We start from the raw sequence: 21,038 nt of genomic DNA on the forward strand, positions 1-21,038 counted from the left end.
GTTCACGCGCCCTCGCGCTTCGCCCTGCTCGGCGCCACCCGCTTGGGCTCCCCCGGCATCTTCGGGTAGTCCGGCGGGTACGGCATGTCGCCGAGCCCGTGGTCGTGTTCGTGGCGTTCGGCCAGCTCCAGCAGGCCTTCCAGGCGGAACGCGTGATCGTCCATGTCCGCGTGTACGTCGCCGAGTTCCGCGAACCGGACCGGCATGGTGGCGATGTCGAACTCGCGGGGATCGGTCTCGTCGAGCTCGTCCCAGGTCAGCGGCGCGGAAACGGGCGCGTGCGGGCGCGGCCGTACGGAGTAGGCGGAGGCGATGGTGCGGTCGCGGGCGGTCTGGTTGTAGTCGACGAAGATCTTCTCGCCGCGCTCCTCCTTCCACCAGGCGGTGGTGACCCGCCCCGGCATGCGCCGCTCCAGCTCGCGGCCGACGGCGATCGCGGCTCGGCGTACCTCCGTGAAGGTCCAGCGGGGCTCGATCGGCACGTACACATGCAGACCGCGGCCGCCGGAGGTCTTGGGCCAGCCACGCAGGCCCTGTTCGTCGAGGAGCGCGTGGAGTTCGTGGGCGGTCCTGACCGCGTCCCCGAAGTCCGTGCCGGGCTGCGGGTCGAGGTCGATGCGCAGCTCGTCGGGGTGTTCGGGGCGGTCGCGGCGTACCGGCCAGGGGTGGAAGGTGAGGCAGCCCAGGTTCGCGGCCCAGAGCACGGCGGCGGTCTCGGTGGGGCACATCTCGTCGGCGGTGCGGCCGCTGGGGAACGCGATCCGGGCGGTGGGGATCCAGTCGGGCAGGTTCTTGGGGACGCGCTTCTGGAAGAAGGACTCGCCGCCGATGCCTTCGGGGAAGCGTTCGAGGGTGGTCGGCCGGTCGCGCAGGGCGCGCGTGATCCCGTCCCCCACGGCCAGGTAGTACTGAGCCACGTCCCACTTGGTGTAGCCGGGCTCGGGAAAGTAGATCTTGTCCGGACTGGACAGCCGTACGGTCCGCTCTCCGGTATGCAGCTCCACCGCTTCACCCATGCCCGCCACGCTAAGCGGGCCGGGCTTTTGGCGCACTTTTGCCGCATACAGCCCGAAATCGAGCGATCCCGCGCGGAAAGTCGCAGAATCAATCCATGGATCTGCCGGTGATGCCGCCCGTGAAACCGATGCTGGCCAAGGCCGTGGCCACCATCCCGCCCGGACCCGGCATGCAGTACGAGGCCAAATGGGACGGGTTCCGAGCGATCGTCCACCGGGACGGCGACGAGATGGAGATCGGCAGCAGAACGGGCAAGTCGCTGGTCCGCTACTTCCCCGAGCTGGTCGAGTCACTGCGCGCCGCACTGCCGCCGCGCTGCGTCGTGGACGGCGAGATCGTGATCGTCCACGACGGCCGGCTCGACTTCGACCGGCTGAGCGAGCGCATCCACCCGGCGGACTCCCGGGTGCGTACGCTCGCCGAACGTACGCCCGCGAGCTTCATCGCGTTCGACCTGCTGGCCCTGGACGACGAGGCCCTGCTCGACGCCCCGTTCGTGTACCGCCGCAGCGCCCTGGCCGGGGCGATGGAAGGCGCCCCGCCCCCGGTCTACCTGGCGCCGGCGACGAACGACATCGAGGTGGCGAAGGAGTGGTTCCAGCATTTCGAGGGCGCGGGGCTCGACGGTGTGCTGGCCAAGCCGGAGTCCATGCCGTACCGCCCCGACACCCGTCTGATGTACAAGATCAAGCACGAGCGGACGGCGGACTGCGTCGTCGCCGGTTACCGCTTCCACAAGACCGGCGCCGTCGTCGGCTCGCTGCTTCTGGGCCTCTACAACGACGCGGGCGTGCTCCAGCACGTCGGAGTGTGCGCGGCGTTCCCGATGCGCCGCCGCCAGGAGCTGATCGACGAACTGGGTCCGCTGCGGATGGAGTCGCCCGAAGCCGGGGGTCACCCGTGGGCGGCCTGGTCGGACGTCACCGCGCACGAGAGTTCCCGGATGCCCGGCGCGCCGAGCCGCTGGTCGGGGAAGAAAGACCTGTCGTGGGTGGCGCTGCGGCCCGAGCGGGTGTGCGAGGTCGCGTACGACCACATGGAGGGCGACCGCTTCCGGCACACGGCGAGGTTCCGCCGGTGGCGTGAGGACCGTACGCCGGAGAGCTGTACGTACGCCCAGCTGGAGGAACCGGTGAGCTACGACCTGGCCGACGTACTCAGGGCGCGGTGATCTTCTCCCACTCCCTGCGGTCGGGGCCCACGGTGTTCGGTACGTCGCCGGGGTGCGCCAGCAGCCAGGCCGCGACCCGGGCCCTGACTTCCGGGGCGCCGTACGCCTCGGCCGGGGGCGCCGCGAGATGCCGGACCCTGGCGCGTGCCCGCATCACTTCCGGGTCTTCCTGGGCGCACTCGAAGAGCGCCGCCGTCTCGCGGGCGGGTCCGGCCCTGAACTCCCGTACGGCGAAGCGTTCGCCGATCGCGCGGTCGGTCATGACCTGGAAGTCGAACCAGGGCTTGAGGGTGCGCAGCGCCCAGGCGTAGTGCTCGGCGACGAAGTCCGGCGAGCCCGGTTCACCGCTGCTTCCGTGGTCCGTCTCCATGGCTGCCCGGCGGGCCGCCCACAGGGCGAGCGACATGCCTTGGCCGAGGGTGGGGCTGGTGTGGGTGACGGCGTCGCCGACGCCGATCATGCCGGCGGCTATGGGCCCCTGTTCGTCGACGAGGACACTCCAACGGTTGTCGAGTCCGGCGGTCGCGAGCACCTGGGAGAGCGGCCGCGCGCCCAGCTCCAGCCATGCCGCGCCTGGCGGGAAGGTGCGGGCCGCCGCCTCGAAGACGGCCGGGTCGCGCAGCGCGCCGCGCGACGGGTCCTCGGTATGGACGAAGAGGGTGACGGCGAACAACCCGTTGTCGGCGGGGAAGACGGCGCACCCGGCGAACGTGCCACCGGACACCGTCCAGGGCCGGGCGGGTCCGTCCGCGCGCCCGTCGGGCAGCCGGTACCAGCGGCAGAAGTACGCGATGCCGGTACGGTGGCGCTCCACCACCGGGGGCCGGCAGCCGGCCACGGTCAGCCACTGCCCCGAGGCGCACCGGCGGCCGCCCGCGTCGATCACCAGCTCGGCTTCGTACGCCCCGCGTTCGGTCTGTACGCCGCGGACGCGCGGCGGGGCGGCTGACGGGTCGACGAGCAGGCCGGTGACGGGTTCGCCGTAGCGCAGGACGGCGCGCGGCTCGGCGCGCAGGGCGTCGGTGAGCGCCGTCTCGACGACGATGCGGCGCGCCTGGACCATCACCAGGTCCTCGTCGCCGGGCCGGGCGCGGGGCCGTTGCTCGAACCAGTCGAGTTCGTGCCGTTCGCGGGCGCCGAGCCGGATGATCGCGTCGTAGACGTCGGGTGCTTCGGCGCGGAGCACGGAGCGGGCGGCGCCGAGCATGAGGTGGGGCTGGGCGGCCTGCGGTACGCCGGGGCGCCGCCAGCCGAAGAAGTCCTCGTCGAGGGTGGACCCGCCGGCGCGGGGGGCTCGGGCGTCGCGTTCGAAGACGGCCACGCGGTGGCCGCGTCTGGCCGCGAAGAGGGCGGTCGCCAGTCCGCCGATGCCGCCGCCGATCACCGCGAAGTCCGCCATGCCGTCCCCTTCAGCCCGGATTATCCTCGCTGAAGCCTGCCCAGTGCGGGGCGACCCGACCCGGGACCCCTGGCGGGGCCTTTCCCCTACCCGCCCCTACGGCGTACGGACGTCACCGCGTGCGCGGCGCCCGCGCCGGTGTGAGGGTGCAAGGGTGACCACCACCCGCGAGTCCAGCCCGGCCAAGGCCCCGGTACCCGCACCGGCGGCCGCCTCCGCCCCACCGGTGCTCGACCGCCGGCAGCGCAACTTCGTCTTCGCGACGATCATGCTCGGCATGCTGCTGGCCGCCCTGGACCAGACGATCCTCGGCACCGCGCTGCCGACGATCGTCGCGGAACTCGGCGGCGCCGAGCACATGTCGTGGGTGGTCACCGCCTACCTGCTGGCCGAGACCGTAGCCACCGTCCTCGTCGGCAAGTTCGGCGACCTCTTCGGCCGCAAGCTCGTCTTCCAGGTCTCCGCGATCGTCTTCATCACCGGCTCGTTCCTGTGCGGCCTCTCCGGCGACATGACCCAGCTGATCGCCTGGCGCGCCCTCCAGGGCATCGGTGCGGGCGGCCTGATGGTCACTTCGATGGCCCTGATCGCCGACGTCATCCCGTTGCGCGAGCGCGGCAAGTACCAGGGCGCGATCGGGGCCGTCTTCGGCATCGCCACGGTCATCGGACCGCTGCTCGGCGGCCTGTTCACCGACCACCTGACCTGGCGCTGGGCGTTCTACATCAACGTACCGATCGCGGTCCTCGTGGTCATCGCCGCCGCCCGCAACATCCCGTCCGTACGCTCGGCGACCCGCCCCGTCATCGACTACCTCGGCATCGCGCTCGTCGCGCTCGGCGCGAGCGCGCTGATCCTGGCGACGAGCTGGGGCGGCAACGAGTACGCCTGGAGTTCGAGCGTCATCGTCGGTCTCTTCGCGGGCGGCCTGATCGCGCTCGCCCTGTTCTGTTACGCCGAGACGCGCGCCGCCGAGCCCATGCTGCCGATGCGGCTGTTCTCGAACCCCGTGTTCACCGTCTGCTCGATCCTCAGCTTCGTCGTCGGCTTCGCGATGCTCGGCGCGATGATCTTCCTGCCGACGTATCTCCAGTACGTCGACGGGGATTCCGCGACCGTCTCGGGCGTCCGTACGCTCCCCATGATCGTCGGCCTGCTCATCGCGTCCGTCTTCAGCGGCAACGTCGTCAGCAAGACCGGCACGTACCGGATCTTCCCCATCATCGGCTCGCTCGTCATGGGCATCGGCCTGTTCCTGCTGTCCCTGATGGACACGGGCACCGGCACCTGGGTGGAGTCGCTCTACATGTTCGTCCTCGGCCTCGGCATCGGCCTGTGCATGCAGGTCCTGACGATCGCCGTACAGAACACCGTGGAGTACACGGACCTCGGCACGGCCACCTCCGGTGTCACCTTCTTCCGTACGCTCGGCATGTCCTTCGGCACCGCCGTCTTCGGGACCATCTATGCCAATTCGCTGCGCCCCAACCTCACCGCCGGCGTCACCGAGGCCGCCGGCGCCGGCGGGGCGGATCCCGCGGCCCTCGCGCGGGCCGCGCAGAGCCCGGAGGGTCTGCACGCGCTGCCGACCGCGCAGGCCGGGCCGATCGTCCAGGCGTACGCCGACTCGCTGCACACGGTGTTCCTGTGGACGGTCCCGGTCGCGATCGTGGGCTTCGTCGTGTCGCTGTTCCTCAAGCAGGTCAAGCTGCGCGACGCCGCCCGCGCGGGCTCGACCGACATGGGTGAGGGGTTCGCGTCGCCCATGTCGAGCGATTCGGCCAAGCTGCTGGAGCTGGCCGTCGGGCAGATCCTCCGCGCCAAGGGCCCCGACACGGCGCGGTGGATCGTCAGCGGCTCCGACACCCGTCTCGACATCGCGGGCGCGTGGGCGGTCATGCAGGTCGCGCTGCTGACCCGCATCGTCGGACACGCCAGCCTCGGGCTGATCGCCGCCCGTCGCAACGTTCCGCCCGAGGTCCTGCTGCCGGTCTTCGACCGGATGGTGGACGAGGGCTTCCTCACCCGCGACCGCAACCTGCTCTCGCACACCCCGGCGGGCGAGCGCGAGGCCGAGGTGATCGGTGCGGCGTGGGCGCGCTGGATCGGCGACCAGCTGGAGATGGACGGCGGGCGGCCGGGCAACGAGGAGCTGATGGCCGCCATCGACGCGATCGCCAAGCGGCTGCTCGCCGAGGACCTCGCGCAGGGCGAGAGCCTGCCGGCCGGCCGCCGTTGATCGTTTGGGTCGGCAGGAACACCAGGTCGCCGACGATCGTGACGGCGGAGAACCGGCCACCGCGTCAGATCGCCTTGGCGGGCCATTCCAGCAGTCGTGCGCCGATCACCGCCGTCTGGAGGGTGTAGCGGTGCATCGGGTCGGCCGGGTCGGAACCGGTGAGCTGGTGGATGCGCTGAAGGCGGTAAGTCAGTGCCCGTACGCTCAGGCTCAGGCGGCGGGCCGCCTCGGCGGAGACGCAGCCGGCGTCGAAGTACACGCGCAGGGTTTCCAGCAGCGGCTCGGCTCCGCCGCGCGCCCGTCGGAGCGGGCCGAGCGCGCTGAGCACCAGGTCCGCCATCGCCTGCCGGTCCCTGGTGAGGACCGGGAAGACCAGCAGGTCGGCGGCGCGCAGCACGGGACTGTCGAGCGCCATGCGGTCGGCCAGTTCGAGGGCGCTGAGGGCCTCTTCGTACGAATGGACCACGCCGCCCGCGCCGGGATGCGCACGGCCGATCGCCACGCGGCCGCCCTCCGTGGCGGCGTGGGCCTGCTTGGCGAAGTGGGTGAGCACGTCGGCCTGGTCGCCGGGCACGATGCAGACCAGCCGGCCGTCCTTGGTGGCGATGAGGATGCGGCGGTCGCCGAAGCGGCCGACGAGTTCGCGGTCCACCCGGCGCGTGACGTGGTCGGTGTCCTCGTACGCCTCGGCGCCCTCGGCCACCGCGACGGCGTGGGCCTGGGAGAGCCGCAGGCCGAAGCGCTCGGCGCGGGCGGCGAGGCGGCCCAGGTCGCTGCGCCCGTGGAGGAGGTCGTCGATGAACTCGCGGCGGGCCGCCTCTTCCTGGCGTACGGCCAGCCGCTGGGCCCGCTCGTACCCCTCGGCGAAGGCGTCGACGGCCTGTTCCACCGCCGCCAGGACCCGGTCCGGCGCCGCGGACGCGCCCGGCCAGGCGGCGCGGGTGGCGGCCAGGTGCCGGCCGACGAGGGCGCGCAGGCCGTGGCCGGCCTCGGCCGCCTGTTCCCCGAGGGCGCGGCGGGAGTCCAGCTCGTCCCTGGTGAGACGGCGGCCGGTCACGGAGACCTCCGCCAGGATCTGGGCATAGCCGTCCAGATACTCTTCGGACATTTCAGGCTCTGTCACGCGCTTCCCCGGATCCTTGATGCTTCCTGAAGCCCTTCGGCATTAACAGAGCATAAAGATTGCCGGAAACCGGAAATACGCCGGGAGTTGCCTCCCTGAAACGATGGGCGGGCCCGGAGCTGCCGTACAGGGGTCGTCAGCTCCGGGCCGGGGCAGACCGTCAGATCCCCCGGGTGGCGGGTGCGGGAGGCGGATGTGCCGTACCTGCCGAGGCCCGGCAGGCCGAAGGTGACCGGCTCGGTGTCGCCGCCGCAGTCAGCCCGTCGGTGGCGCGTCGGCGCGGGGCGCGGGCGTACGGCCGAGGAGTTCGGCGAGGCCGCGGCGGGTGGCCGCGAGGACGACGCGGTCGTCGGAGCGCAGAACGTAGCCCGGGTGCAGGTCCCACACCAGGCGCGGCGGATCGCCTGCGCGCCTGCCGCCGCCGTCCTCGTCGGCGGCGCGGGCCGCGCTCAGGTCGTCGCGGCGGTCGCCGGGGGTCGCGGTGTCCAGGGCGAGGAGGCGCCACGCGCCGGAGCTGAAGGCCTCGGCGACCGTACGGCCTTCGAGCTGCGGCAGGCCCGCCACCGCGACGGCGGCGAAGAGGAGCACCGTACGTTCGACGGGGATGGCGCCGAGGATCTGGCGCCCCATCATCGCCCCGGCGAAGGCGGGCGCGGCGAGGTGCGAGACGCTGCGGCTACGGGTCAGGGCGCGGGGGTGGGCGGCGCGCAGGGTGCGGTAGACGGCGGTGGCGAAGTCGTCGTCGTACAGGCGCAGAGCCACGCGCAGGTCGGACTTGACGGAGCGTGCGTACAGGGCGGCTTCGAGGTTCGTCGTGTCGGCGCTGGTGAGGGCGAGCATGGCGTGCGCCCGGTGGATCTTGGCGGCTTCGAGTACGCCCTCCTGCGTCACGTCGCCGATCACGGTCGGTACGCGCAGGCGGCGGGCGAGCGCGATACCGCGCGCTTCCGGGTCCTCCTCGACGCACACCACGGGGATGTCGAGTTCGCGCAGCCGGGCCAGTACGCGCGTGCCGACCTTGCCGAGGCCGAGCAGGACGACATGGCCGGACAGTCCGCGCGGCGGGCGCCGCAGTCCGGAGGCGCTGCGCAGGGCGCCGAGGCCCTCGAGTACGGCGGCGACGAGCACGGGGAGCAACAGCATCCCGGCCAGTCCGGCGAGGAGTTGGAGGATCTGACGGTCGAGGGGAGCGTCGACGGCGGGGTCGTTGATGGCGAAGAGGTCGAGCAGGGTGACGTAGGCGGCGTGCAGGGGGTGGTCGCCGGTGGTGAGCCAGGACGCGACGGCGAGGCCGAGTACGGCGGTCGCGATGCCGGCGATCGCCCACCGCAGGCGGCGGGAGAAGAGTTGGGCGAGCGGGAGGCCGCGGCCTGCGAGCCGACCCGGCGGCGGCATCGTACCCGTGTGGGAGATCGCTTCGAGCACAATGGTGCCCCGGCCCGTGGCTGCGGCGACGCTGCGGTCGTCCGGCAGCAGGCGCGGCGCCTCCTCGCCGCTGCGGTCGGAACCTTCGGCGCCGGCGGGGTTGCTAGTGGTGGAGGAGAGCAGCGCGAGGGTGCAGAGTCCGGGGTCGGCGACCTCGCCGCAGGCGGGCGGGTTGCGTTCGACGGCGCGCAGGAGCAGTCCGTCGGCCTGGACGACCTTGCTGGTGCCGGCGACCGCGGTGGCGGCCAGGGCGGGGGCGGCGGTGTCGGCGTCCGAGAGCACGGTGGTCGCGGCGTCGAGGGCGGCGGCGTCGAGTCCGGGCGAAGCGAGGGCGGCGGCCTGGTCGAGGAGTTCTTCGAGGTGCTGGCCGAGCTTGCGGTTGTAGAGGCGGATGACCAGGCGCAGACGGGGGTTGAGGCGGCGGGCGGTCAGCGCGGCACGGATGTTGGTTTCGTCGTCGTCGTGGACGAGGGCGAGCGCGGCGGCCCGCTCGACGCCGGCCTCGGCCAGTACGAGGTCGTCGAGTTCCCACGCCTCGACGATACGTACGGCGTCTGCGGGCCGGTCGTCCCGGTCGGCCGCGCCCGTGGCTCCCGGGGCCGTGGCGCCGGTCCGGCCCATGACCGCCGACACCCGCCCGAAGCCCGCGGGACGCCCGGTCCGGAACGCGGACCGGGCGTCCCGCGGGCGCGTGGCGCGACTCGCGGGCGGGCGGTACGACGAGGGTCACCCGCTCCCCGTACACCTCGCGCAGCTCGGCGGCCAGCCGGTGAGCGAGTGCGTCGTCGCCACTGACGATCATGTGGTGCTCGCGGGGGCCGTGTTGCCCCTGCCGGGGAAGTGAGGTCACGCTCCTAGGGTGCCTTGCGGCCCGCGACCGGTGCGTGCGGCCCTGGGTCTGAGGCGGGGGGCGCCGGACGCCGGGGCTCGTAACGGACTGGCGGCCACCGAGGGCTGACGATACGTCAGCGCCCTTCACCCCTGCCGCCGCCTCCGGGGCTCCGGGGCTCCGGGGGCGACTGCTGCCGGGTCGGCTTCTTAAGGGCCGCCTCGCTTCTTCTGCTCCCGTACGGCTTCGCGGTCTCCCGAGGCGCCGCTGCCCGTCGGCGGATCGGCCTCCACCGGAGGCTGCCACGGCCCGCGCTGGACCCGCTCTCCGGGCTGGATTCCCTCGACGGGGCCCTCGGCGACCTCCGGCTGCTGTACGTCGCTGCCCGCGACGGCGTCCGTGTCGCCCTTGCCGAGCGGGGGGCGCGGTCCGCGCCGCTCCTCGCGGCCTTCGAAACCGTCGTCGCGTTCCTGGCGCTTCATCGCCTGCGCTCCTCTCCTGCGGCGGCCACCGCGTCAGTCGGGCCGCTCGGAGCGTTCACTCTCGGGGCCACTGCCGCGCTCGGTGCGAGGGCCGCTGCTCCGGTAGTGCGGGTCGGCCTGGAGGTTCTCGTTGGCCTGCTCGTTGGCGTGCTTGTCCGGTACGCCGCTGTCCTCGGCCTCCTTCCGCAGCCGGGCCCGCTTCGTGTCGTACTTCTTGCTGCCTGGCTCGGGCACAGTGCTTACCTCTCTCGTAGGTCCCGCCGCCCCTCGCGTACCCCATGCGCCCCTGCCGTAACGGCCCCGTCGCGGGTCGCGCGGGATCAGCCTTCGTCCCGCAGCTCGTCCCGCAGCTCCTCCGCGATATGCCGGTCGAGCGCGACCCGTACGAGCGCCGCCGCCAGCGAGGCGACCTCGCCCTCGTCGACGAGGCCGGCCAGCTTGGCCGGGTCCGTCGGCAGCCCGAGCCGTTCCGCGCCCTGGAGGGCCTTGCCGTCCAGGTACGGCACGACCTGCGGCCATACGGCCTGTGCCTCGCGCAGGAAGATGTCCGTACCGGCGGGGCCGAGTCCCGGGACCTCGCGCAGCAGGCTCCGCAGCGCCTCCGTATCGCCGTCGGCGGCATCGCGCATGCGGCGCAGGTCGCCGCCGTACTTGTCCAGGACCAGCCGCGCCGCGTCGCCGAGCTGCGTGGCGGTCCGTTCGTCGTAGCGGCGGTAGCCGCCCTCGCCGAGGGCGTCGACCCGCTGCTGCCAGGTGGCGCTCTCCATGCGGCGCGCGTCGCGCATTCCCGCGTCGTGCAGCGCGCGGGCGGCGGCCACGGCGATGGAGGCCTGGATCCGGGCGCTCAGGAGGTGGGACAGGACGAGAAGGCGGTAGAGCGGCTGCGGGGTGTCGCGCAGCCGGATGCCGGCCTCGGCGGTGTACGTACGCCCGTGCGCGTCCAGGAGTGCCCGGACGGTGCGCTCGTCCTGGCCGCCCTTGGAGCGGGCGCCGGAGCCGGAGCGGGTCCGGGTGCCGGCGGTCATGCCGGCTTGAGCGGGTCGTGGCCCAGCAGCATCAGCCGGTGTCGCCAGACGCCGTCCCCCGACATCGGCTCCAGGTCGGTGCGCCGCTGTGCGCTGACGGTTTCCACCACCTGCCGCATGACCGCGAGGTCGTCTTCCGTCAGATCCGTGCGCCGCTTGCCCAGGATCGCGAGCACCTGCCGCCCGGTCTGGGTCCCGGCCCGCTCGGGCAGCGGCTCGGTATGCTCACCGGCGCCACTGGTGCGCAGCCAGGTGCCCAGTTCCTGCGACGTCATGTTCACCACGCGGTGGAAATCGTCCCAGAGCGCTTCGAGTTCCAGGTCGGTGATGCCTTCCATGGTGTGCCTCCCGGTGGTTCTGGGGTCCCGTCCGCAGTACCCCTGCGACGTGGGCCGAAACTCTCCCAGACCGGGATGAAAGGCGTGCCGAGCACGGCTACTAGCGCGTGAAGACAGCGTCCAGGTAGACCCAAGCGCCCTCGTGCCGCGCGAAACGGCTCTGCTCGTGCAGTTCGCCGGGCTCGCCCTCGTGCGTGTAGTGGGCGCGGAAGGTGACCGTTCCCGTGGTGTGGAAGGCACTGCCGTCGGCGGTGGCCAGGATGTCCAGGCCCTGCCAGCGCATGTCCGGGTCGAAGTCGAGGGTCTGCGGCCTGGTGTCGGGGTGCCAGGAGCGCAGCAGGTACGCCGCGTCCTGGGCCACGAACGCGCTGTAGCGGGAGCGCATGAGGAGCTCGGCGGTCGGCGCGGCGGCCTCGCCGGAGTGGAAGCGTCCGCAGCATTCGCCGTAGGCGGCGGGGAGTCCGCAGGGGCAGGGTGCTGCGGCGGAGAGGGGCGCGGGGGGCGCGGCAACGGACCGGCTCCGGGGGCGGCGGCTCGTACCGCGTGAACTGCGTCGGGACATGTCCCCATTGTGCCTGTGTCGGATGGGGCTCTTTCGCGCCAATGTGCGGCCGATGGACACAGGAGCCCGCACGTGCCTTCCGGGTCGTGGGGGCCGGCCTTAGTCTCCTGGGCCTGACGCGACAGTTACCGCCGGTAAGGCGACAAGGGGGACGGGCATGGGCAGTTCCAGACGCACGTTCGTGGCAGGGGCAGCGGCCGTGGCAGCGGCAGCGACCGGAGCAATGACGCTGGGAGCGGCGCCCGCGACGGCGGCCGGTGTCCGGCGTACGGCTCAGGAATCCGTCGCCGTGCTGGGCGGCGGCGTCGCGGGCCTCACGGCAGCGCACGAGCTCGCCGAACGGGGATTCGCGGTCACGGTGTACGAGAGACGGGCGCTCGGCGGCAAGGCCCGCAGCATGGACGTACCGGACAGCGCGAAGGGCGGCCGCAGGCCGCTGCCCGCCGAACACGGCTTCCGGTTCATCCCCGGCATCTACCACAACCTGCCGGACACGATGCGCCGCATCCCCTTCCCCGGCAACGCCAACGGCGTCCACGACAACCTCGTCGCACCGCGCGAAATGATGTTCGCGCGCACGGGCGGCCGCGAAGACCTCCGCATGCCGATCCCCTGGCCCGGCCACCAGCCGGCCGACCTCACCCTCGACGACCTCCGCCGGGCCCTGACCGGGCTCCTCGAAACGGCCGCCAACCTCCCCGCGCACGAGACGGCGTACTTCGTCAACCGCGCGCTCGTCTTCCTGACCAGCTGCGACGAGCGGCGCGACAACACGTGGGAGCGGACGCCCTGGTGGGACTTCGTACGGGCCGAGCGCATGTCCAAGGACTACCAGCGCATCCTCGCCATCGGCGTCACCCGCAACATCGTCGCGACGAAGGCCGAGGAAGCCAGCACCCGTACGGTCGGCACGCTCGGCGAGGCCTTCGTACTCAACGCGCTCGGCCGGGGCGCCGACGGCCCGCCGGACCGCATCCTCAACGCCCCCACCAACGAGGCGTGGATCGACCCCTGGGTGGACCATCTGCGGGGCCTGGGCGTCGACTTCCGGATCGGCTGGACCGTACGGGAGATGAGGTACGCCGACGGGAAGATCTCGGCGGCGATGATCGAGGACCCCGACGGCGTACGCCGGACCGTGACCGCCGGCCAGTACGTCTGCGCCCTCCCGGTGGAGCACGCCCGGCCCACCTGGAGCGCCGCGATGCGCGCCGCCGACCCGCAGCTGGCGCGGTGCGACCGGCTCAGGACTGACTGGATGACGGGCATCCAGTTCTACCTGACGGAGCGTACGCCGATCCTGCACGGCCACGTCAACCTCATCGACTCGCCCTGGTCCCTGACCGCAATCGCCCAGGCCCAGCACTGGCCGGACCGCGACTTCCCCGCCGACTACGGCGACGGCACGGCGGCCGACTGCCTCTCGGTCGACATCTCCGAATGGGACAAGCCCGGGATTCTGTACGGGAAGACGGCGAAACAGTGCACCCGCGAGGAGATCGCGCGCGAGGTGTGGGCGCAGCTCAAGGCGGCGCTCAACGACACGGGCAAGACGGTGCTGCGCGACAGCACACTGCACTCGTGGTTCCTGGACCCGGGCGTGGACGGCACGGGCACCCCCAACCCCACGAACGAGGACGAGCTGCTGATCCACCCGGTGGGTACGCTCCACAACCGCCCGGCGGCGGCGACGAAGATCCCCAACTTCTTCCTGGCGGGCGACTACGTCTCCGTCGACATCGATCTGGCGACGATGGAAGGCGCGAACGCGTCGGCCCGCGCGGCGGTCAACGCCCTGCTGGACCGGGTCGGTTCGACGGCGCCACGGTGCACGGTGACGCCGCTGTTCCGCCCGCCGGAGCTCGCCGCCCTGAAGCGGCACGACCTGACGCGGTACCGGCTGGGGCTGCGGAACGCGCTGGATGTGGGGTGACGACGGTCAGGGCCGACCGTCCTGGCCCGGGTACGCGGCGACCAGGCTGCGCACCCGGGCGAGGGTTTCCGGCGGGACGTCGCGCAACTGGTCGTCGGTCACTCGGTCCAACGCCTCCCGGGCAGCGGCGCCGAACCGCCCGTCGGCCCACTGCCATTCGCCGGCCTGAGCCGACAGGGCCAGCACGCGGCCGAAGGCGCCGTTCTCCAGGTGAACGTCGATGGCAAGCTCCCAGTACCGCCGGAGCGCGGCGCGGTCCGCGCCGGTGGCGCCCGACTCCAGTGCCGTCATCGCCGACCGCGCCATCACCTCCAGCACGTCAAGGCCGGGATACTCCATCAGCGCGTCCAGTACACCCGTCACCACAGACGCCGGGAGGCGGCCCGCGTCGTTGACCAGTTGCCCCAGGACGAGCAGGATCGCGCCGCGCCGGATGACGTGATCGAGACCGGAGGATGGTTCGAGGAACGTGCCGCAACGCTCGTACAGGACGGCCAGGTCGGCGTCCGAGGCGACGCCCAGACCGCTCGCCAGCCACAGGTCGGTCAGGCTGTGGGCGAGGGAAGTGGCCGTGCCGTCCGGCGTACCGACGAAAGTAGTGACGGCGGATCCCATCCAGCGGAAGACGGGATCCACGGCGTGCAGGACGATAGCGTCGTTGGTTCCGCCGGACACCGCCATCTTGTGCCGGATCTGTTCCGGGTAAGGGCGGGACCAGCAGACCCTGCTGGTGCGGTCCCCGTGACCCGGTGGACGGCCGTAGAGCCAGAAGGCGTCCACCGGTTCCACGCCGAGGAGGCCTTCCGCCGGAAGGATGTCCAGGTCCCGCCTGCCGTCGGTCCAGATGTGGCGGAGGTCGAGCGCGATCGCGAAGTCCGTCCACTCCGGTTCGGTGAAGGCCGACCGCCATAACAGCACGTACCGATGCCAGACCCCGGCCGGATTAGCCCTTCCGGGGAACACTTCGCTCGCCTTAACGCCGTCCCTGACCAGCACCGTCAGCATCATCAGGTTCGCGCCGTACACGCCGTGCCGCGACGATGTCGCGCGGACGGTCGGCCGGTATTCGGAGAACCGGTGCTCGGTGCGGTTGCGGTGGTCGGCCATCACGGTGACGAGAAGCTCTCCGAGCCGTTCACGGTCCTCCGGCGGGATGAGGCCGATGCGGGCACCGACGAAGCGGAGCATCTGGCGGGAGGAGAGCGGCGCGTAGGACAGCAGGACGTACAGCAGATCGTCGTCCACGCCCGCCCGGCCGAGGGAGAGCGCCGGGCGCTGGTCGAGCAGTCCGCTGAGGAGTTGTACGGCGAGACGGGCGGCAAGGTACTCGCCGAAGGTCGCGTGCAGGAACTCGTACGTCGCCAGCCGCTGGTCATCGCGGAGCGCCTGGGCCCGCTGGACGAAGAAGAACCGGCCGAGTGCGATCTCCGCCTGATCGAGGGGCGCGCGAAAGCCGGCGGCCTGATGTGACTGGGGGCGGCCGAGAAGCGCCGTAAGGTCCTGCTCCAGCTCGGCGCTGGTGATCCACTGGCGGTGCCGGTTCAGCATGCCGAAGGAGATCAAGGAGAGCCGCTGGAGTTCCTGCTCGACGCGGTCGGCCAGTTGCTGTTTCGTCAGCGCTGTGGCGGACTTGCCCACCTCCCGGACGGCGAAGGACGCCAGCAGTTCCTCGTACAGCTCAGCCTCACCCAGGGGCTCTTCGTTTCCGGCTCCGCATTGCAGCGCGTTCCCTGTGGCGTCGTACAGGGCGAGCATCAGCAGGAGCAGCGGCTGGGAGGCGAGTGCCTGGTGCCGTGCGGCGACGGCAGCGGGCAGGGGGCGCAGCCCGTTCGCGGTGAGATACGGCTCGTTGAGGTGGTTCCACAGGTCGAGCCAGCGTTCGACCTGCTGCTTCCTGAAGGGTTCGAGGCGCAGTGCCACCGCGCCCTCCGGGTAGCTCGCGCGGTCGGCCACGGCGGTGCGACTGGTGACGAGCGCGAGCACGGGCCGCCCCTGGTCCGCCTCGCGCTGCTGGAAGCGGGCTACCCGTACCAGGTAGTCGGACTGGCTGACGCCGGTGGCCTGGAGCAGCTCGTCGAAGCCGTCGAAGAGGAGGACGGGTACGGACCCTTCGGCGGCCCGGACCAGCTCCGGCCAGGTGGCCCGCTCGCCGGTCGCCGCCCGGACGGCGTACTCGATCTGGTCCTGTACGTCGGCGTCCGCCGGCACTTCGCGCAGCACGATCCGCACGGGCAGGAAGCCCGCCTCGGGCAGCCGGGCCGCGAGGATCTTCGTCAGCACGGACTTCCCCGCACCCGGCTGGCCGAGGACGACCAGGGGCGCGGTAGTGGAGGCGACCGAGGTGAGGGCGCCCGCGAGGTACTCCGTGAGGTCGGACCGTACGGGCACGGTCTCCCACCACTCCTCTTCGGCGGGCCCGTGGGGGCCTTCCGTCACTGCCCGGACGCGGAAGTCGGGGTCGACGTACCCCTCGCCGAGAGTGGGCAGACACACGCCCGTCGGCGCGTCGCCCTCGGCCAGGATGGGGCGGGGCAGGGCGGCCCGGTAGCCGGTGGCGAGGGCTGCGGCGGCGTGGCTGAACGGGCGTACGGTGGTCAGGCCGGCGAGGGCGGACTCGACTCCGGTGAGCGCCTGCCTCAGGTGTGCACGGGTGGCCTGGTGTTCGAGCTGCCCGGACCAGAACCCGAACTCGGGCACTTCGAGCGCCAGTTGGCTGTAGAGCTCCTGATAGCGCTCGACCGCTGTCGGAGGCAGCGTGTCGGCCAGGGCGTCCACCACCGCACGCCGCTGCCTTTCGTCCAACCGGTCCCGTACAGCGAGCCCAGTGATGAAGCGATGCAGCCGGTCAGTGAGACCCATGTACCAGTTGCGAAGTTCGACGAGGACCTCTTCGTACGGCTGATGCGGGGCGGGCTGCGGAATGGCGGTCGCGACCAACGCGCGTACGAAGCTGCGTTCAATGTCCGCCCCGCCCGCAAGGCTGATCTGCTCGCGTCGCGTCAACCCCAGCTCAGCAAACTCAAAGGGGAGCTCCAACTCGCCGAGTGCGTCGAAGTACGCCGTCACCACCAGCACCGCATGAGCCGCCGCGATCCGCTCCGTACGATCCGCCCGCTCCGCGGACCCCAGCCGCTCCCGAAGCCCCGTCGTCAGATCACGCCCGAGCCTGAGCACCCCTCCCCGCGCCGCGAACAGGTCGAGCACCGCGTCGCTCGCCCCGCCCGTGGCCATCGACAGCGCACCGCCGAGCGCCTGGTCGGCTGCCGCCAGTGCCGCGCTGTCGCCGCCGAGAATCGCCACCGCGTCGCTGTAGCTGAGAAGTCGTCGCCCCCGTACCGTCACCGTTCTGGTCTATCACCAGAAGCGGTTACAGGCGTCCGGCTTCGACAATCCGCCGCAGGAAGCGCTGGGTGCGTTCGGCCTGCGGGTCGCCGAAGATCTGCTCCGGTGTGCCGCGCTCCAGCACCACTCCCCCGTCCAGGAAGCAGACCTGGTCGGCGACTTCGCGCGCGAAGCCCATCTCGTGAGTGGCCAGGACCATCGTCATGCCGTCGCCCTTGAGGTCCCGTACGACGTTCAAGACCTCCCCCACCAGCTCCGGGTCCAGCGCCGCCGTGATCTCGTCGAGCAGGAGGAGGCGCGGGCGTACGGCGAGGGCGCGGGCGATGGCGACGCGTTGCTGCTGGCCGCCGCTGAGGCGATCGGGGTAGGCGGTGGCCTTGTCGGCGAGGCCGAGGCGGTCGAGGAGTTCGCGGGCCTGTGCCTCCGCCTCCGGTCGCGAGGTGCCGTGTACGCGTCGCGGGGCGAGGGTGATGTTGTCGAGCACCGTCATGTGCGGGAAGAGGTTGTACGCCTGGAATACGACGCCGATCCGGCGGCGTACGGCGTCCGCGTCCGCCCGTGGGTCGGTGATGTCCTCGCCGTCGAGGAAGATCGCGCCGTCGTCGATCTCCTCCAGGAGGTTCGCGCAGCGCAGGAGGGTCGACTTGCCGGATCCGGAGGCGCCGATGAGGGCGGTCACGGTGTGCGGGGCGACGTCGAGATTCACGTCGCGCAGCACGACGGCGTCGCGCCCGAAGGTCTTGCGTACGTTCTCCAGCCGCAGAACCGGGGCGGTGGCGGTCATGTTGTGCCTCCCTGGGCTCGCTGCCGGTCCATGCGGGCCGTCACCCAGTCCGTGAAGCGCGTCATCGGGATGGTCAGCGCGACGAAGACGAGACCCGCGACGACGTACGGCGTGTAGTTGAACTCCTTGCTGGCGATGATCTGCGCCGCGTACACGGCGTCGACCGCGCCCGCGATCGAGACCAGACCCGTGTCCTTCTGAAGCGACACCAGATCGTTGAGCAGCGGCGGCACCACCCGCCGCACGGCCTGCGGCAGCACAACGAACCGCAGCGCCTGGCCGCTGGAGAGACCGAGCGAGCGGGCCGCCGCCCGCTGCGAGGGGTGGACGGACTCGATGCCCGCCCGGAACACCTCGGCGACGTACGCCGAATAGGTCAGCGTGAGCGCCGCGCCGCCGAGCAGCACCGGGTCGGTGGTGACACCGGCCAGGCGCAGGGCGGGTACGCCGAAGACCACCAGCAGCAGGCAGATGATGAGCGGCAGGCCGCGGAAGAAGTCGGTGTACGCCGCTGCCAGGGCGCGCAGCGGGAAGAACACCGGCCCGCGCAGGGTGCGGGCCACGGCGAGGAGCATGCCGATGACGAGGACAGCGGCTCCGCAGACGACGAGCAGCCGCAGGTTGAGCCAGAGGCCGTCGATGACCTTGGGCAGCGCCTCGCGGGCGTACTCGGCGCTGAAGAAGGTCTCGCGCGTACGCGGCCAGCCCGGCGAGTTCGTGACGACGAGGAAGAGGACGGCGGCTGTGAGGAGCGTGCTCAACGCCGCGATGGCGGTGGCGCGGCGCGTGCGGGCGCGCTTGTGGCGCTCGCGTTCGAGGCGCCGGGCGGAGGGGACGTACTCCTCCTCCTGCACTGCGCCCGCCTTCTCCATGGTCACTTGAGCACCGGGGCGTCAGCGGCGTCGGACAGCCACTGCTTCTCCAGCGCCGCGAGCGTCCCGTCCGCGCGCAGGGCGTCCACCGCGCCGGTCACGCAGGACGTGAGCTTGCTGTCCTTGTCGAGTACGAGACCGAACTGCTCGGCCGGGCCGCTCCCGGTGTTGTTGTTTTCCAGCTGGCCGACGATCTCCGCCTCCGGCACCTCGGCCGATGTGATGTAGAAGGCGGTGGGGAGGTCGAGGACGATCGCCTCGACCTGGCCGTTCTTGAGGGCGGTCTTGGCGAAGTCGTTCTTCTGGAAGACGGCGGGCTGCCGCTTGGGCTTGATGACGTCGCCGATGACGTCGAGGCTCGTGGAGCCGACCTGTGCGCCGAGCTTGACGTCCTTGAGGCCGGCCAGGGTCTTGACCTTCGCGGCCTTGGAGGTCTTGAGGGCGATGACGGCCTGGCGGACGTCGTAGTAGCCGGAGGAGAAGGAGACGGCCTTCTTGCGGCTTTCGCTGATGGAGATCTGGTTGAGGTCGAAGTCGAACTTCTTCTCGCCGGGCGCGAAGGCGGTGTTGAACGGCACGGTCTGCCACACCACTTGGTCCTTGCCGTAGCCGAGCTTCTTCGCCACGGCGTGCGCGACCGCGGACTCGAAGCCCTTGCCGTTGGCCGGGTTGTCGTCGTCGAACCACGGTGCGTACGCCGGCTTGTCGGTGCCGATGGTCAGCTTGCCCGGTACCTCGGTGGCCAGTTTGCCCGGCGCGCAGCTCGCCTTGGCGTCGCCGGGCGCGGCGGCCGGGGACTCGGGCTGCGGGGCGCAGCCGGTGACGGCCGTGACGGTCACGACGGCCGTGGCGGTGAGCGCGGCGAAGGTGGCGAAGGGCGAGAAGGCGGTCGTACGGCGACGGAGCAGGCTGGCAGGGCGCATGGCGGGAGACTGGCAGTGCGCGAGCGCGTTTGTCCAGGTCACGGCTGGAAACGTCCGCATCCTGGAATGTGTCCGCAATGTATGGCGAGCCGGTGAATTCCGGCCGGTTCAGGCGCCAGGTGCGAACCGCTCGCGGTAGGCGCTGGGGGTGAGTCCGGTGCGGCGGCGGAGCTGCGCGCGGAGGTTGGCGGCCGTACCGAGTCCGCTCGCCCGGGCCACGGACTCGACGGAGGGATCGCCGCGTTCCATCAAGCGGCAGGCCAGCGCGACGCGTTCGGCGGTGAGCCAGGCCAGCGGCGTGGTGCCGAGCTGGGCGCGGAACCTGCGGTGCAGCGTCGCCGGGCTGACAGCGGCGCGGGCGGCGAGGCCGGTGACGGTCAGCGCGGTGCCGAGCCGTCCCCTGGCCCATTCCAGGAGCGGGCCGAGGGAAGTGTCGGCGGAGGAGGTGGGTGCGGGAATCGGGTGCTCGACGAACTGGCGCTGGCCGCCGTCGCGGTGGACGGCGAAGACGAGGCGGCGGCTGACGGAGACGGCGGCCTCCACGCCGTGGTCGCGACGGACCAGGTGCAGCCCGAGGTCGAGGGCGGCTGCGCTGCCCGCCGCGGTGAGGATGTCGCCGTCGTCGACGAACAGCACGTCCGGTTCGAGCCGGACAGCGGGGAAGCGGGTACGGAAGGTGTCCGCCCACTGCCAGTGCGCGGTGGCGCGGCGGCCGTCGAGCACGCCTGCCTCGGCCATCGTGAAGGCGCCGCTGCAGAAGCCCACCAGCCGCGCGCCGCGCTCGTGGGCGCGGCGGACGGCGTCCAGCACGGCGGGGCGGCGCGGTACGTCGGTGTCGGGCCGGTTGGGCACGATCAGGGTGTCGGCGGTGTCGGCCGCCTCCAGCCCCGCGACGCCGGTGAGCGTGAAGAATCCGTCTCGCATGAGGGTGCGGGACTCGGGGGAGCAGAGGGCGAAGTCGTAGAGTTCGCGGCCGAGTTCGGCCTTGCGGCGCAGTCCGAAGACTTCGATCGCGCAGCTGAGCTCGAAGGGGTTGGAGTTCTCGTCGACGATCACGACGACGCGGTGCGAGGATCCTTGCGCCATGTGCGATTTCTAGCACTCGCGCAGGTGCGGCGCCAGGGGCGAAGGTGAGGTCATGACGACGACGTACGAGCAGGGCAAGCAGCACGAGCCCATCGCACTTACCGACGCACTCGGCTCCTTCGACGCGCTGTGGAGCCCGCGCATCGTGACCCGGGTCAACGACTACGACGTACGCGTGGCCAAGGTCGCGGGCGAGCACGTATGGCACGTACACGAGGACACGGACGAGTTCTTCCAGGTCCTGGACGGGGAGCTGACCATCGCCCTGCGCGAGGGCGGCGTGGAGCGGTCCGTGGTCCTGGCGACCGGCTCGGTGTACGTCGTGCCGCGCGGCATCTGGCACAAGCCGTCGGCGGCGGACGGAGCGTCGATTCTGCTGTTCGAACCGACGGGCACGTCAACGGTGGGCGACCGCCACGACCCGGTCCCGTCACACGTGGACGCGACCACTGGTCACATGCTCTGACGGACCAGACCTTTCTGGGGCA

At 71.7% G+C, this 21,038-nt stretch carries 17 protein-coding genes and 1 pseudogene; 4 read left to right on the plus strand and 14 right to left on the minus strand.

Annotation, left to right across the window (positions count from 1 at the left end; genetic code table 11):
• Positions 1-2 precede the first annotated feature (2 nt).
• Positions 3-1,016, minus strand: a complete 1,014-nt coding sequence (ligD, locus tag J7E96_RS26635; RefSeq protein WP_215134645.1) for a non-homologous end-joining DNA ligase — start codon at positions 1,014-1,016, stop codon at positions 3-5.
• 95 nt (positions 1,017-1,111) lie between these two features.
• On the opposite strand from ligD, the gene J7E96_RS26640 reads away from it, so the two are divergent.
• Complete coding sequence (locus J7E96_RS26640; protein WP_215134647.1) at positions 1,112-2,188, plus strand: ATP-dependent DNA ligase; 1,077 nt, start codon at positions 1,112-1,114, stop codon at positions 2,186-2,188.
• Here J7E96_RS26640 and J7E96_RS26645 read toward each other — a convergent pair.
• The gene (locus J7E96_RS26645) at positions 2,175-3,587 is read right to left on the minus strand and encodes an NAD(P)-binding protein (protein ID WP_215134648.1); all 1,413 of its coding nucleotides are present in this window, start codon (positions 3,585-3,587) and stop codon (positions 2,175-2,177) included. The genes J7E96_RS26640 and J7E96_RS26645 overlap by 14 nt on opposite strands.
• Before the next feature lie 154 nt (positions 3,588-3,741).
• Between J7E96_RS26645 and J7E96_RS26650 the strand changes: the two genes are divergently transcribed.
• Complete coding sequence (locus J7E96_RS26650; protein ID WP_215134650.1) at positions 3,742-5,826, plus strand: MDR family MFS transporter; 2,085 nt, start codon at positions 3,742-3,744, stop codon at positions 5,824-5,826.
• A gap of 64 nt (positions 5,827-5,890) precedes the next feature.
• On the opposite strand, the gene J7E96_RS26655 is transcribed toward J7E96_RS26650, so the two are convergent.
• The 7 genes and pseudogenes from J7E96_RS26655 to J7E96_RS26685 all read right to left on the minus strand — a co-directional run bounded on the left by J7E96_RS26655 (position 5,891) and on the right by J7E96_RS26685 (position 11,610).
• Positions 5,891-6,934, minus strand: a complete 1,044-nt coding sequence (locus J7E96_RS26655) for a helix-turn-helix domain-containing protein (protein ID WP_251070472.1) — start codon at positions 6,932-6,934, stop codon at positions 5,891-5,893.
• 270 nt (positions 6,935-7,204) lie between these two features.
• A pseudogene (locus J7E96_RS26660) lies at positions 7,205-9,176 on the minus strand (NAD-binding protein).
• 236 nt (positions 9,177-9,412) lie between these two features.
• Positions 9,413-9,685, minus strand: a complete 273-nt coding sequence (locus tag J7E96_RS26665; protein ID WP_215134654.1) for a hypothetical protein — start codon at positions 9,683-9,685, stop codon at positions 9,413-9,415.
• A gap of 33 nt (positions 9,686-9,718) precedes the next feature.
• Positions 9,719-9,919 carry a hypothetical protein gene (locus J7E96_RS26670; protein WP_215134656.1) on the minus strand — a complete coding sequence of 67 codons (201 nt, stop codon included), beginning with the start codon at positions 9,917-9,919 and terminating at the stop codon, positions 9,719-9,721.
• An 86-nt stretch (positions 9,920-10,005) separates the two neighbouring features.
• Positions 10,006-10,710 (minus strand): endonuclease, encoded by a 705-nt coding sequence (locus tag J7E96_RS26675; protein ID WP_251070473.1) that lies wholly within the window; start codon positions 10,708-10,710, stop codon positions 10,006-10,008.
• Positions 10,707-11,048 carry a DUF3140 domain-containing protein gene (locus J7E96_RS26680; RefSeq protein WP_251070474.1) on the minus strand — a complete coding sequence of 114 codons (342 nt, stop codon included), beginning with the start codon at positions 11,046-11,048 and terminating at the stop codon, positions 10,707-10,709. Before J7E96_RS26680 ends, J7E96_RS26675 begins: the two co-directional genes overlap by 4 nt.
• Before the next feature lie 100 nt (positions 11,049-11,148).
• Positions 11,149-11,610: a YchJ family protein gene (locus tag J7E96_RS26685; protein WP_215134659.1), complete on the minus strand. Its 462-nt coding sequence runs from the start codon at positions 11,608-11,610 to the stop codon at positions 11,149-11,151.
• Positions 11,611-11,767: 157 nt separating this feature from the next.
• Between J7E96_RS26685 and J7E96_RS26690 the strand changes: the two genes are divergently transcribed.
• Positions 11,768-13,543: an FAD-dependent oxidoreductase gene (locus J7E96_RS26690; RefSeq protein ID WP_215134661.1), complete on the plus strand. Its 1,776-nt coding sequence runs from the start codon at positions 11,768-11,770 to the stop codon at positions 13,541-13,543.
• A 6-nt stretch (positions 13,544-13,549) separates the two neighbouring features.
• Here J7E96_RS26690 and J7E96_RS26695 read toward each other — a convergent pair whose 3' ends face one another.
• The 5 genes from J7E96_RS26695 to J7E96_RS26715 form a co-directional block, all read right to left on the minus strand.
• A complete protein-coding gene (locus tag J7E96_RS26695) occupies positions 13,550-16,885 on the minus strand; it encodes an NACHT domain-containing NTPase (protein ID WP_215134663.1) in 3,336 nt (1,111 codons plus the stop codon).
• A gap of 25 nt (positions 16,886-16,910) precedes the next feature.
• A complete protein-coding gene (locus J7E96_RS26700) occupies positions 16,911-17,669 on the minus strand; it encodes an amino acid ABC transporter ATP-binding protein (RefSeq protein ID WP_215134665.1) in 759 nt (252 codons plus the stop codon).
• On the minus strand, positions 17,666-18,547 hold the full coding sequence (locus J7E96_RS26705) for an amino acid ABC transporter permease (protein ID WP_215134667.1): 882 nt from the start codon (positions 18,545-18,547) through the stop codon (positions 17,666-17,668). Before J7E96_RS26705 ends, J7E96_RS26700 begins: the two co-directional genes overlap by 4 nt.
• Complete coding sequence (locus tag J7E96_RS26710; RefSeq protein ID WP_251070475.1) at positions 18,544-19,464, minus strand: ABC transporter substrate-binding protein; 921 nt, start codon at positions 19,462-19,464, stop codon at positions 18,544-18,546. Before J7E96_RS26710 ends, J7E96_RS26705 begins: the two co-directional genes overlap by 4 nt.
• A gap of 108 nt (positions 19,465-19,572) precedes the next feature.
• Complete coding sequence (locus J7E96_RS26715) at positions 19,573-20,550, minus strand: GlxA family transcriptional regulator (RefSeq protein WP_215134671.1); 978 nt, start codon at positions 20,548-20,550, stop codon at positions 19,573-19,575.
• Positions 20,551-20,602: 52 nt separating this feature from the next.
• On the opposite strand from J7E96_RS26715, the gene J7E96_RS26720 reads away from it, so the two are divergent.
• A complete protein-coding gene (locus J7E96_RS26720) occupies positions 20,603-21,016 on the plus strand; it encodes a cupin domain-containing protein (RefSeq protein ID WP_215134673.1) in 414 nt (137 codons plus the stop codon).
• The last annotated feature ends 22 nt before the right edge of the window (positions 21,017-21,038 follow it).

The organism is Streptomyces sp. ISL-96, assembly GCF_018614035.1.
Taxonomy (GTDB): Bacteria; Actinomycetota; Actinomycetes; order Streptomycetales; family Streptomycetaceae; genus Streptomyces.